This window comes from Saprospiraceae bacterium (assembly GCA_016717265.1).
Lineage (GTDB): Bacteria > Bacteroidota > Bacteroidia > Chitinophagales > Saprospiraceae > Vicinibacter.
On sequence record JADKFX010000001.1, the window covers coordinates 2,157,677 to 2,171,391 of the forward strand.

Annotated in this window: 10 protein-coding genes; 2 read left to right on the forward strand and 8 right to left on the reverse strand. The window is 34.2% G+C overall.

The annotated features are described in order from the left end of the window. Window positions 1–94: 94 nt before the first annotated feature. From IPO86_08360 to IPO86_08375, 4 genes are all read right to left on the reverse strand, one after another. Window positions 95–2,278, reverse strand: a complete 2,184-nt coding sequence (locus tag IPO86_08360; GenBank protein MBK9728113.1) for a TonB-dependent receptor — start codon at window positions 2,276–2,278, stop codon at window positions 95–97. 60 nt (window positions 2,279–2,338) lie between these two features. Then, window positions 2,339–2,773, reverse strand: a complete 435-nt coding sequence (locus tag IPO86_08365) for a hypothetical protein (GenBank protein ID MBK9728114.1) — start codon at window positions 2,771–2,773, stop codon at window positions 2,339–2,341. Between the two features lie 136 nt (window positions 2,774–2,909). Further along, entirely contained in the window at window positions 2,910–4,061 is a 1,152-nt protein-coding gene (locus IPO86_08370) for an acyl-CoA dehydrogenase family protein (protein ID MBK9728115.1), read from the reverse strand. 42 nt (window positions 4,062–4,103) lie between these two features. Next, window positions 4,104–5,372 carry a replication-associated recombination protein A gene (locus IPO86_08375; GenBank protein MBK9728116.1) on the reverse strand — a complete coding sequence of 423 codons (1,269 nt, stop codon included), beginning with the start codon at window positions 5,370–5,372 and terminating at the stop codon, window positions 4,104–4,106. A gap of 118 nt (window positions 5,373–5,490) precedes the next feature. Between IPO86_08375 and IPO86_08380 the strand changes: the two genes are divergently transcribed. Both IPO86_08380 and IPO86_08385 read left to right on the forward strand, forming a co-directional pair. Further along, on the forward strand, window positions 5,491–7,764 hold the full coding sequence (locus IPO86_08380; GenBank protein ID MBK9728117.1) for a gliding motility-associated C-terminal domain-containing protein: 2,274 nt from the start codon (window positions 5,491–5,493) through the stop codon (window positions 7,762–7,764). A gap of 6 nt (window positions 7,765–7,770) precedes the next feature. Then, the gene (locus IPO86_08385) at window positions 7,771–8,454 is read left to right on the forward strand and encodes a DNA alkylation repair protein (GenBank protein ID MBK9728118.1); all 684 of its coding nucleotides are present in this window, start codon (window positions 7,771–7,773) and stop codon (window positions 8,452–8,454) included. A gap of 43 nt (window positions 8,455–8,497) precedes the next feature. On the opposite strand, the gene IPO86_08390 is transcribed toward IPO86_08385, so the two are convergent. Genes IPO86_08390 through IPO86_08405 form a run of 4 tightly spaced genes read right to left on the reverse strand, consistent with a single transcriptional unit; the run spans window position 8,498 to window position 13,707 of the window. Then, on the reverse strand, window positions 8,498–8,926 hold the full coding sequence (locus IPO86_08390) for a hypothetical protein (GenBank protein ID MBK9728119.1): 429 nt from the start codon (window positions 8,924–8,926) through the stop codon (window positions 8,498–8,500). Between the two features lie 38 nt (window positions 8,927–8,964). Beyond that, the gene (locus tag IPO86_08395) at window positions 8,965–11,028 is read right to left on the reverse strand and encodes a S46 family peptidase (protein MBK9728120.1); all 2,064 of its coding nucleotides are present in this window, start codon (window positions 11,026–11,028) and stop codon (window positions 8,965–8,967) included. Between the two features lie 56 nt (window positions 11,029–11,084). Beyond that, window positions 11,085–12,953: a M1 family metallopeptidase gene (locus tag IPO86_08400; protein ID MBK9728121.1), complete on the reverse strand. Its 1,869-nt coding sequence runs from the start codon at window positions 12,951–12,953 to the stop codon at window positions 11,085–11,087. Between the two features lie 37 nt (window positions 12,954–12,990). Then, window positions 12,991–13,707 carry a WbqC family protein gene (locus IPO86_08405; protein ID MBK9728122.1) on the reverse strand — a complete coding sequence of 239 codons (717 nt, stop codon included), beginning with the start codon at window positions 13,705–13,707 and terminating at the stop codon, window positions 12,991–12,993. Window positions 13,708–13,715 lie beyond the last annotated feature (8 nt).

Consider the following 13,715-nt stretch of genomic DNA (forward strand, 5'->3'; position numbering starts at 1 on the left):
ACCTTAAATCTAAAATTCACCCAATTCGTTGTTCCAATAAGATGCTAGCGGTAATCTAGTTTCGCAATTTTTTGTTTGTTTTAAAAAACGATTTTTATAAACTCCATTTAATGCCTACATAAGGTTTAATTCCAGCTACTGGCGCGTACACTTCTGTTGCATTAAAGTAAGGCCCAAATGGATTTTTAGAATCAATAATTGCATCGTGCTGTGTATAGTTTAAAATATTTTCCAGACCCGTGTAAAATTCCCATTTTTTATGGGTGAAATTTAACTGACTTTGTAACATGACATAGTCATTTGAATTTCCTAAATGATTATGGGAGATTTCATGTGGTATATTTTCCTTGGCACTTAACCTCATTTTTCCAACATAAATACTGGTAAGATTCAATAACCATTTTTTATTTGGAGATGAAAAATCAAGGGATACAAGTCCGCGGTATTTTGGAATCTGTAAATTTTGTAAATTTCCTTTTTTATAATCGGAGTAAGAATGTGTATATTTTGCACCAATTTTAAAATTTAATACGTCTAATATCGGATAGGAGAGTGTAGTAATCAATTGCAAAGCATTTGATTTCCCTTCTAAAGCATAGAAGTGAACTTGTGCATCATTTTCATCTAAATCAATGAGAAGTTGATTCTGAAACCAGGTATAATAAAGGTCGAAATTGATAGTAAGTTCTTTGCCATTTAAATAGGGTTTTCCGGTAATATTCATTCCAGTGTTCCAGGATTTTTCAAGTTTTACAATATCTTCGATGATCATAGATTTTGAACTGGCAAATAAACCAGATTGATCTGAAAATATCCTTGGAAATCTATATCCACGACCTATGGATGCTCTTATGGTCCAATCTTCAGCAAATAAATAGCGAAGATTCGCCCTCGGTAAATAAAGGGCCTCTTTTCCATTTATTAAATCAAATCGTTGACTTATCGTGAAAGAAAATGAATTATCTAAATGCAAGGTATTTCTAAATGAATAATCTAAAAATATCCCAACAACAGATTCTTTGTATTGAATCGTATCTTGATTTCGTATTTCTTCGGCTTGATTATAATGAAAGGAAGGCCCTGTATTTATTATATGGATTCCATCTTGAAAAGGATGAATATAAAAAAGTTGTGCTGAGGCCCGTTTTTCATCTGCTTGAAATTTGGTATTTCCAAAACTAGAATTAATTTTTGAATATGAAAAATCATATATTGAACCCATATTCTGGAGTTCTTTTTTGAAATTGACATAGCCTAAATTCCCAAATAAATTTATATGTGAAATTTCCTGGTCAATCAAATACGGATTATCTGTTTTAATTTGGCCAGCTTTTCTTTTTTCGACCAAAGCTTGCGCATTAATTTGACCTTCAAATGTATGGCTATAAAATGTATTTCGAAACATTCCATTCAACCGATTAATTTTTGAATCATCCTGAAATGAATCCCCGTTATGATCTCTATTGGCATCGTGATACGTTGAATTGAGGTAGAGTCCGCTTGATTTTTTCTCGTTCCATATTTTATTTAAATGCAGATTCGCTTCTGTTCGACCATGCAGATCTCTAAATACATTTACAAATACCGGAGCATCCTGATCTGGTTTTTTTAATTGCACATTAATTGCACCGGCCATGCTTTGTGCACCATAAATCGTGGTAGAAGCTCCTTTTTGAATATTTACTTGATCTAGCCAGGTACCTGGAATTAAATCATATCCTGTATTTGATAAAATGCCAGCAAATGCGGGTCTGTTTTCAATAAGAAACTGTGTATAAAGTCCACGTAATCCTAAAAATTGAATTTCTTTTGAACCGGTTGCAGCATTAGAATAGCTTAGATCTACTGCATTACTTGTTTGAAAGCTTTCTGACAAGCTACAACAAGCTGCTTTTTTAAATTCTTTTCGTTCAAGTGTTTCAATGTTTAAAGGGTTTAGTCGGGAAAACGTATTTGAATTTCGAATTCCATCTACATCAATCGTATTTAAAGTTATCCCTTCATCTAAATAAAAGATATCAAAATCCAGACTTTCAGGTATTTCTACTGTGTCTGCTTTAAATCCAACATAGGATAAAACTAATTTTTTATTTTCAGGAGTTCGGTTGATTTTAAAATATCCATTTTCATTACTGGTAGTGCCAGCCGTTGAACCCAACCAATAAATAACGGCACCATAAAAAGCTTTGTTTTGACGATCTAAAACATTGCCAGTAAAACTTTGACTCCCAATTTTGGATGCCATAAATAGGAATACAAGAATTATAATTTTCTGCATTTTAATTTGCTATTAAATATTAAAGAATGTATGATAATTTAGAAATTAACACACTTCTGGCTAGCAAATCCAGGAACAATATTTTTTTCGAAGGAAAATTCCACTTTCATAATAATCGGGATAATGGAATTCAATTTTAGACAGGCTTGATTTTAGATTTGAAAGCGTCCAATGAATATAAGTTTCTGGACTTTGAATATCGAAAACTGGAAATTCAAAAAAACCAGGTTTTTCAGCTTTTGTTTGAAGTGATTTATAATCAATCACTTTATTGCCACAGGGCATCTTTTTAATGTTGACAGATGCTGAACATCCAGCCTTTGAACAGCAAGCTGGTTTTTTTAATTGCATCAAGCAGGGGTCTGCTTTTGGTATTAAAGAATAACTTAGAATTTTAGAACAACAGCAATATGCCAAATAAATATTAAAGCCAAATTGAGATGCTAGTAAACTAAAACTTAGCATTACAACGAATATACGCACTTTAAAACTCATTGATTAGTTAACGTTTTGTATCCTATTTTGTTTTATAATCAAGAGGATCAGCAATTTGGGGCGAATGTTCATTCGATTAAGTTTTCTCCAGTCCAGCCATACCCGCTATCGGACGAACGAATCATAAATTTTTGCCTTAACTATTCACTTCTTTTAAGGCTTCTCTTGAAATTACTAATTTTTGGATCTCTGAAGTACCTTCCCCGATAGTACATAATTTAGAGTCGCGGTAAAATTTTTCTACAGGAAAATCTTTAGTATACCCATAACCTCCAAAAATTTGGACAGCATCTGTTGATACCTGCACACTTATTTCTGAAGCATAATATTTAGCCATTGCAGCTTGTTTTGTCATCTTTTGTTTAAGATCTTTCATCTTCCCAGCTTGCCGGGTTAATAATTCTGCGGCTTCTATTTTTACACACATATCTGCTAATTTAAAGGCAATTCCTTGAAATTGAGAAATGGTTTGACCAAATTGTTCGCGTTCTTTAGAATACTTTACAGAGGCTTCATAGGCACCTTTTGCAATCCCTAAAGCGAGTGCTGCAATACTGATTCGGCCACCATCAAGAATTTTCATGGCTTGCACAAACCCTTCGCCAACTTCACCAATCACGAGCGATTTATGAATTTTGCAATTGTCAAAGATCATCTCAGCAGTTTCTGATGCTCTCATTCCTAATTTATTTTCTTTTTTACCAGCTGCAAGACCTGGAGTTGTCCGTTCTACTATAAAAGCAGTCATTCCTTTACTGTCTAATAATTCACCAGTTCGTGCTATAACCACAGCAACATCACTTGAAAGACCATGTGTAATCCATGTTTTCGTTCCATTTAAAATCCAAAAATCGCCTTCTTGATGTGCAACACATTTCATTCTTATGGCATCACTTCCTGTATTCGCTTCAGTCAATGCCCAGGCGCCAATCCATTCTCCTGTTGCGAGTTTGCTTAGATATTTTTGTTTTTGTTCTTCATTTCCAAAAGTCATCATATGACCAGTACATAGTGAATTATGGGCTGCTACAGATAATCCGACCGAACCACAAACTTTTGAAATTTCCTCGATCACCGTGATATATTCCTGGTAACTTAATCCAGATCCGCCATATTCCCGGGGTACCAAAACGCCCAAAAAGCCTTGAGCACCAAGCTGGTGCATTAAATCTTTTGGAAAATGTTGGGTTTCATCCCATTCCATAAAATGAGGGCGAATATGCGTTTGAGCAAAGGATCTAACGGATTCCCGAATCATTTTCAGGTGTTCAGTTTCAATTGGCGACATATAGAAAATTAATTTGCAAAGCTAACAAACAAGCTGCTTGATTTAATAGTTGTATTTTTCTTTCCAAAATTGTTTCAAAATAGCTCTTATTTTATCTTCTGATTGGTTTTTACCGGGTTCATAAAATTTCTGGGCTCTTAAAGCCTCCGGTAAATATTCAAGATCCACAAAACTATGTTCGTGTTCATGAGCATATTGGTAATCTTTCCCATAATCCATATTTTTCATTAATCCTGTTACCGCATTTCTTAAATGTAAGGGTACCGCTTGATTGCCAGATTTTTTAGTTTGTTCCAACGCTTTTTCAATAGCGGTGTAAGCAGAGTTGGATTTTGGAGAACACGCTAAGTAAATAGCGGCTTCTGATAGTATAATTCTAGACTCCGGCCAACCAACCATTTGAACAGCATTCTGACATGCACTTACCATTAATAGGGCATTTGGATTTGCCAAGCCAATATCTTCAGCAGCTGAAATGAACATTCTTCGCACAATGAAGCGTGGATCTTCACCACCATCTATCATGCGTGCCATCCAATATAATGTCGCATTAGGATCTGAACCTCTGATCGACTTAATAAATGCAGATGCCATATCGTAATGCATTTCTCCATTTTTGTCGTAAATCGCCGGATTTTCCTGCACTAATTGAAAGACCAGTGCATCTGTAATATGAATTTCATCCGAATTTTGAGAACCAATGAGTTCTAATATATTGCAAAGTTTACGAGCATCTCCATTAGCAAGTTGAATTAAACCTTCCGTTTCATCGAGTGTGATTTTTTTATTCTGAAACAAAAAATCTTTCGCTAAAATTTGATTCGTAAGTTTTAATAGGGCTTCCTTTTGTAAAGGTTTTAAAACATATACCTGACACCTTGAAAGCAAGGCCGCATTGACTTCAAAAGATGGGTTTTCGGTAGTAGCCCCAATTAATACGATCGTTCCATGTTCGACTGCAGCTAAAAGTGCATCTTGTTGCGTTTTATTAAACCGATGGATTTCATCGATAAATAATATTGGAGATGCCTGGTCAAAAAAGCGCTGATTTTTAGCTTTTTCTAATACCTCCCGGACCTCCTTAACGCCGGATTGGACTGCACTTAAAATATGAAATGGGCGCTCCAAATCCTGGGCAATAATTTTGGCAAGACTGGTTTTACCAACCCCAGGAGGACCCCAGAAGATCATAGACGGAATATGTTTGGTTACCATTGCAGTGTTTAGCACCTTACCATTCCCAGTTAAATGCTCCTGGCCAATTAAATCCTGGAGTTTTGTCGGCCGCATTCGTTCTGCTAAAGGTTGCATTTATTTAGGTAATTTGCGTAAAATTAGAGTTTAAGGCAATCTTTTTATTGTTATTTTACGTACTATTCTATGAAAAGGACCTTTGTTATTAATTCCTGCCTTATTTTTGATTTTAATTATGGGATTTAAGCTTCACCATGTTTTACTTTTTCTTGCTTGCATTTTTTCATATAGCGCATTAGCCACACACATCATAGGTGGCGAGCTGTATTATGAATGTTTAGGTTATGGAAATAATGGATTAGATACTACCAAAAGAAAATATTTAATTACCATCAAATTGTATCGTGATTGCGGCGCTCAAACACCATTTGATGCAAATCTTGGATTTACCATTTACCGACAAAATGGAAATCAATATGTCAACACAAAAACAGGAAATGGTTCTAATGCAGAATATCGAATTCCTTTTACGATCCCTGTAGAAAATATTGATCCACCTGTTTATCCATGTCTTCAATTACCGCCAAATATTTGTGGAGAAGCAGGCACCTATGAAATGATTGTTGAATTGCCAATTATTAATCAAAATTATTTGATTGTTTGGCAGCGCTGTTGTAGAAATGGTACGATAACGAATATCGTTGATCCGGGTGCAACAGGTGCAACCTACAGTATGGAAATCCATCCGGAAGCACAGCGTACCTGTAATAGTTCTCCCAGATTTATTAATTTTCCACCCATCGTTTTATGTGTAAATGCACCCTTTAAATTTGATCATTCAGCATTAGATAAAGAAGGTGATTTATTAATCTATGAATTTTGTGAGCCACTTAAAGGTGGTGGACAAGGAAATGGCGGAGGTCCAAATGCGAATTGTAATAATCCGACTCCAACTCCAGATTGTCTTCCTCCATATTCACCAGTTGCTTATAGATTTCCATATACAGCCTTGTTTCCATTAGGAGGAAACCCTCCAGTCACCATAAATTCTCTCAATGGCATAATAACTGGTAAGCCGGATGTTATAGGTCAATTTGTGGTAAGTGTTTGTGTTTATGAATATAGAAATGGCATTTTACTTTCCGTTCTAAAAAGGGATTTTCAATTTAATGTTGCAAGTTGTGAAGGAAATATTGAAGCCAGATTAGTTGGGGCTAGTAAACTTACACCAGATCATTTTGAAATTACGGTTTGCGGTACCAATGAATATCAAATATTAAATGCAAGTGTTGACTTTAAATTTATAAATGAAATTATGTGGACCTATGAAAACGGAGGTGCTATAGATACCTTCTTTGGTTGGGCTCCATATATTAAGTTTAAAGAGGGTGGAGTTCACAACGGACAATTTATTATAAATCCTGGTACCAATTGCGGGGATACGGGCTATTTTAAAATAAATGTCATCCCTGATTTAAAATCGCAATTTACGGTTGTTTATGATAGCTGTAAGGCCGGCCCAGTTCAATTTACAGATCTTTCAAGTTCCGCCTATAGCAATATTTCAAGTTGGACATGGAGCCTCGGTGATGGAATTACTTCCTTTTCACAAAATCCTAATGTAAATTATATTCATCCTGGAACGTATCCGGTATTATTGACCATTAAAGATAATTTTGGATGTGTAAATACAGTTTTTAATGAATTGAAATGGTATCCAGCTCCCGACGTTATTGTATTCCGTCCGAATGTAAGTGAAGGATGTGTACCCTTAAATGTAGAATTTAAAAACGTATCTTTTCCAACAGATAATTCCTACCGTTTTCTATGGAAGTTTAGCGATGGAGCTATAGATTCTGGTTTTACAATAGACCATACATTTACAGATACCGGTGTTTTCGATTTAAAATTAGAGGTGACTTCTCCATTAGGTTGTTATAATGAAGGTACATTTAATAATGTTATTTATGTTTATAATCCACCTATAGCAGACTGGGAAATAGATAAAAGTATCGTCAATATAAAAGATCCTATTGTTCAATTAAAAGATCTTTCTGCAGGTACCATAGGAAGAACCTGGATCATTGATGGAAAGCAGTATTTTTTTAATTCGGCTTTGCAATATGAATTTAATGACACGGGCATACATCATATTCAAATGATTGTAACAGATCGATTTTTATGTACCGATACTTTAGAAGCAGACATTACAGTTTACAGAGACTTTAGCTTGTTTATGCCTAATGCATTTACACCCAATGGAGATGGGAAGAACGATGTTTTTGTTGCTAAAGGGCAAATTCATTCACTGGAAAAATTTCAACTCCAAATTTTCGATAGATGGGGTGGGCGAATTTTTTCAAGCTCTGATCCTGATATTGGCTGGAATGGTAAATTTCAAAATTCTGATAAAGATGCACCTCCGGGAATCTATGTTTACGACTTGTATTATAAAGTTGTGCGGAAAGAAGCCTTCCATGAGCGAAATATGCTAAGTCTTATTAAATAATTATCGGTGTTGTTAGAATCCTTATATCATAAGCTGGAAAAGGCATTAGAAAAGAATGCAATCCAAGAAAATGCTTTTTGGATGAAAAATTATATGCGGAATCAATTTGATTATTATGGAATTAAATCTCCGGTAAGAAAAGAAATAGTAAAGCTTATTTTTGAGAATTATCAATTGCATGATAAAGATGAATTTCTTGCTTTTGTAGAGCGATGTTGGTCCCATGAAAAGAGAGAATTTAAGTATGTAGCATTAGATTTAAGTTTTCGATTTTCAAAGAAAATGGATCCTGGATTTATTGCTCCATTTGAATCCTTAATTGCAAGAGAATCCTGGTGGGATACCGTGGATGGTATTGCGCCAGGTATTATTGGTACTATTGTAAAACGCAACCTTGAACTTCGGGATGAATATTGTAATCGATGGATTGAATCTGATAATTTTTGGTATCAACGTTCCGCAATCATTCTTCAACTAAAATTTGGTAATTTAACAGACTTTGAATGCCTGCAAAAATTGATTTTAAGAAGGGCAGATAGCAAAGAATTTTTTGTTCAAAAAGCTTCAGGCTGGGCATTGCGCCAGTATTCTAAAACGCATCCTGATCTTGTGAAAAACTTTATAAGGAATCATAAAATTTCAGCATTAGCGGCAAGAGAAGGAATGAAAATAATTTTAAAATCAACTTAATTAAGCTTGAATTATTAATGATAAAATGAAATTAAATATTTTATCAGTTATTAAACACCTTAAAATCTTTTGAATCACTCACTTTTAAGATATAGGATCTTGTACATTGTTCATGCACATATTGATCATATCCTTCTACAATTCCGGTAACAACGAAGCGTTTATTATTTGGATTTTTGATATCACTGTAGAGTTCTATTGGAACACTTGTTCCAAATTCAATTTTTACCGTGTAGTCAAAATTATCAGGATCTCTTGCAAAAATGGTATTTCCAGCGGTCATTAAATTATTGTTTTCCAATTTCATTTCTAAGGTTAGTGGCTTGCCTTCACAGGACATCGTTTTATGGCAAGGCCCTTTACAATCTGAACGTTGTGTGATCCCTTTAATGCCTTTTGCTACGGAACCTCCCGGTGAACAGGAATTGAAAAACAAAAGAACTATGGAAATAGAATATATTATTTGTTTCATTTTCTGAAAATTAAGCTTGAATTAAAAGCAGAATACAATTATTTTCCAATTAATTCATTCACTAAACGATCCGCTTTATAAATATATTTCAAAGCAGCATAAATTCCTCCTGTATGAACAGCTATAGTCCTGTTGGATACTTCATCAAAAATAAAATTTCCAGGAAGGGATTCAATATTTCCATCAAATATTAGACCCACTGCTTCTTTATTTCGATTAATCATAGGACTTCCCGAGTTCCCACCAATAATATCATTGGTTGTTATAAAACACATGGGTGCTTGTAATAATTCCTTTGGTGGGTTTTCCCATTTTGCAGGCAAAGCATATGGAAACTGTTTATTAAATGAATAGTAACGATCATACATTCCAAAATAGCTCGTTTTATAGGGCGCAATGGTACCATTATATTCATAACCTTTTACAATTCCATCCGCGAGACGCAATGTAAAGGTGGCATCTGGCGGTAAATTATTTCCTTTTACTTTAAAAACGGCATTCGCTACTTTCGTTTCCAAGGCACGTCTTCTAGGTACCGATGACTGAAAAGCGGATACGGCTTCATTATATTTCGGAACTAATATTCTGGATGCATCCAGTAAAGGATCATTTAGTTTTTTAAATTTCTCTGCATCTTTCATTAAAATTTTGGTCAATTTTTCAGAATCAGCAAAATCTGTTTTATCAAGAATTTTACTTGCTGCTTTCTCCGGAGTTTTTCCATCAAGTATCTGATCTATATATTTATTATCTGGATGTTCAAATTTTTTCAATTCGCTAAGATATACTTGAAAATAAGCTTTCTCTTTCTCTGTGTTTAAAGCGTTTGCATAATTTTTAATTTCTTCTCTTATTTTATCCAGTTTTGCAACTTGATCTGGTTGGGATAAAGCTTTTTCATAGCGGGCTAATGTAAAAAGCAGCATGACCGTATTACCTTTTATTGGGGATGCTCCAATTAAAGTAGATGCAGCTCCGTATTTACTTAATTCTTGAATGGCTTTTTCTAATTCAAGCCATGGATCTTCACCTTTTAATTTAGTTTTACTTCGAATTTCATCTTCCATTGATTTTTTACGATTCAATAAATTAGGTGTATTCAAACCTTTTAGGATTCCGGTAATCGCTTTAATTCCGTTTGATAATCCAAAAATTTCATTCAGCAATTTTACATTTGGACTTTTAGCGTATTCAGCTTGCATTAAATCATACCGGTTTTTCATCATTTCCAATTGTGAAGGATATCGAATGTCCCGATCGTATTCAAATTGTTTAAAGGTTCTATACCGTTCTGTATTTCCAGGATTTCCTACTACAAATACGGGTTCATTTTCTTCAGCACCTTCTATTTTGAATTTGAAATAATTTGCGCTTGTATTTAAAGGATTACCAGATTCATCATAGGCTCTCCAAAAAGTACAATCCAAAGTATACCGTGGATAGGTAAAATTGTCTGATTCACCACCAAATACACCCAAATCATTTTCAGGAATCATTACCAGTCGAATGTCGTTGTATTTCTTATAACCATATAAACTAAATTTACCACCACTATAAAATGTAACAGATTGAATCCGAAGCCCTTTCCAGGATTCTTTTAACTGATATTCGCGGATTGTCTGTGCTAATGCAGAATCCTGAAACATTTTACGGTCCGTATCATTTTTAGCTTTATCCATTTTATCTAAAATACGCTCAGAGATGTCTTCTGCTCTGATCATTTGTTCAACAAAAAGTCCTTCAGATTTTCGCTCATCTGTCAAATTTGAAGCATAAAATCCATTTTTCTCAAAATTTTCACCTTCTTTTTGAAGTGCTGGAACCACATCGCGAGAGCAATGATGATTGGTCATAATTAAACCATTTGGAGATACAAAGGAAGCAGAACACCAACTTGCAAATCGAAGGGAAGCTTTTCTGACATCATCATACCAGCTATCATCTGGAGTAAAATTATAAGCTTCTTTAAACCACTCTTTTGGAGGGTTTTCGAATGTCCACATTTTACCAAAATCAAAACGTTTCGCTTGATTTTGATCTTGGGCATTTATAATAAATTGAATGCAAACGATTGCTATTGTAAGGAAAGTCTTTAAATTCATAAAATATTAAATTATGTTAAATTCACGCAAATATAGCTAATACGAATATTTTCGTATTAAATTTTTTCAATCAGTAGTTTTTGGACAGAATTCAGCGAAATCGGATGGTATCCTGATTTTGCCATTTCAAAAATAATCCAGGCTTCTTTATTTAATGCATTGTCTAACATGGCAGTATAAATTGGCATTAAATACTTTCTCCGCCCATTTTGGATAAGAAAATTTTGAATATCAGGAAGTATTTGCTTACCAAAATTATTTTTGACTGCATATTCAAACCAAGCGCATTTTATCTCGCTGTTTCTGGCCGTTGATAATTTAAATGTTGAATTCAAAATCAAACATCTTTGAATGTTTTTATCATATGGTAATTTGCGAATAAAATAGATCCATTCATGCGTAGTCCACGCATCAGAATGTAAACTTTTCGGATTCATAGTTTTTAAAAATAAAACTAAGCTTTGATCAATATTTTTAAATCTTAGGGTATCATACGCTGGGGTAAATGAAATTAAACCCGGTTCATAAATCCATTTTTTTACGGTATCTAACAGACTTGTATCTTGTTTAATCAAATGCTCCACTGCAAATTTTAAAAATCCTTCACTGGTATTCGATTTATATTTAAAATATTCAAAATAATTTTTTAGAAATTGATCAAAAGCTGCTCGCCCTATTCGTTCTTCTAAAAAGCGCAAAAGTAATTTTCCTTTTTCATAAGCGATATCCGTTAGCGCTTCTTCTGGATCCATTCCCTGGAGATTTAATTTTAATTTACTAAGCGGATTTTCGGTTCCCATTTCGTGCATTGTTTTATTTAAATCCTGGAATCCTAAACTACTTAACATATCTGCATATGGTTTGCCATAAAGTGCTTCCATAATTCTGCTTTCAAAATAAGTAGTGAAGCCTTCATTCAGCCAAAAGTCATTCCAGCTAGCATTTGTAACCAAATTTCCTGACCAGGAATGGGCTAATTCATGAGCTAAAAGGGAGGTAAGACTCTGATCTCCTGCAATCACACTGGGCGTAAGAAATGTAATCCTTGGATTTTCCATCCCACCAAAGGGGAAACTTGCCGGAAGTACAATGACATCATATCGTTTCCATGGATAAGGTCCATATAAGTTTTCGGCTGTTATAAGCATGTTTTCTAAATCCGAAAATTCTGCTGCAGCTTTATCTAATAGACCAGGTTCAGCATACACTCCAGTTCGGTTGCCAATAGCTTTAAAATCAAAATCTCCTACAGCCAATGCTAATAAATAAGCAGGAATGGGAATTTCCATATCAAACTCATAAATTCCATCTGAAGTGCGTTGCATGCTATTCGTTGCACTCATTACAACCATTAAATCTTTAGGTGCAGATACCTTTGCATGATACGTAAACCGGATACCGGGACCATCTGGACAAGGGATCCAGGATCGGGCATAAATAGATTGACTTTGGGTAAATAAAAATGGATATTTCTTTCTTCTGGTTTGTTCCTTAGGAAGCCATTGTAATGCATAAGCATTTTGACCACTCATATATTGAATGCGAACTTTTTCCGTTTTGGCTTTTAATTCTATATGGATTCCAGCGCCTAAAACGGGATCTATGGTATCTATATGATAATGAGCTTCTGTTAAACTGCCACCGGATTCAATTTGAATACTTTGAATAATCAATCCTAAATTATCTAAAATGAGTTCTGAACCATGGTCTGCTTCAAGAGTATAACTAGCAAGACCTTCTATTCTTTTATTTTCAAAATTTATTTTCAAATCAAGATCCAAATGTTTCACTTTAGTAATCGATGGATTTGAAAAACTATGCGGATCCATCACCGTTTTCATGGAATCCTTTTGTGTGCTTGTTTTGCAACCAAAACAAAGTAGGAGCGTGCTAATCAGAAAAAGGAACATTTTTAAAGAGTTCATATTTTAGTTTGCTATTTTGGAGTCTTTATGTAACGAATTAAATTTTCATTTGTTGAAGGTAAAATACGGCTTCAGGTCCTAAATGAAAAATAAGATCTAAAACACTCAATTGTTGTAAAAATCCGGTATTGCCAGTATAGACTTGATAATATGCTGGATTTTTAAATTGATGTATAGTACCAGGGAGCATCATTGACCGAAGATCGGTAATTTCTTTTTCAGGATTTTTTTGAAAGCTTGATGTCCTTTGAAACGGTATTTGAAATTGAATTAATGCACTTATTAATTTAAGCGAATTAAAGTTTAATTCCAATAAATTATAGCAATCCGTAAATAGGAGTTCTCGAACGAATTCAATATAATAAATGAAATACGCAGATTTGCCATAGCTTGATTGAATTGCTTTAATATGGTTGTGTTGCCAATTACTGTCATATGCAATCTGGACTTCTTGAATTGGCATTTGATGGTTTTTACCTTTTTTTAACGGGATTGAAAGCTCCTGTCTGCCTTGACTACTGCCAATTTGATATCGGTTTCGAAAACTTCTTTTTTGATAATGCTCATGCACTTCAATTAAAGTATTCGTCGATTGCACCATATAAGCAATACTTTGAATCGGTGGAAAGATTTGTGATTCAATGAGAATGTTTTGATAGTTTTGCTGATTGATATCCATTTCTGATTTTAGCAATGCAAAGTTATCTAGAAAAACATGCTTTATACGGAAGGATTCTGGATAAAATGCCTTCATGTGATTTA

Coding starts and splice junctions, on each gene's coding strand:
- IPO86_08360 (MBK9728113.1), bottom strand. CDS start 2,278: ATGCAGAAAATTATAATTCTTGTATTCCTATTTATGGCATCCAAAATT.
- IPO86_08365 (MBK9728114.1), bottom strand. CDS start 2,773: ATGAGTTTTAAAGTGCGTATATTCGTTGTAATGCTAAGTTTTAGTTTA.
- IPO86_08370 (MBK9728115.1), bottom strand. CDS start 4,061: ATGTCGCCAATTGAAACTGAACACCTGAAAATGATTCGGGAATCCGTT.
- IPO86_08375 (MBK9728116.1), bottom strand. CDS start 5,372: ATGCAACCTTTAGCAGAACGAATGCGGCCGACAAAACTCCAGGATTTA.
- IPO86_08380 (MBK9728117.1), top strand. CDS start 5,491: ATGGGATTTAAGCTTCACCATGTTTTACTTTTTCTTGCTTGCATTTTT.
- IPO86_08390 (MBK9728119.1), bottom strand. CDS start 8,926: ATGAAACAAATAATATATTCTATTTCCATAGTTCTTTTGTTTTTCAAT.
- IPO86_08395 (MBK9728120.1), bottom strand. CDS start 11,028: ATGAATTTAAAGACTTTCCTTACAATAGCAATCGTTTGCATTCAATTT.
- IPO86_08400 (MBK9728121.1), bottom strand. CDS start 12,953: ATGAACTCTTTAAAAATGTTCCTTTTTCTGATTAGCACGCTCCTACTT.
- IPO86_08405 (MBK9728122.1), bottom strand. CDS start 13,707: ATGAAGGCATTTTATCCAGAATCCTTCCGTATAAAGCATGTTTTTCTA.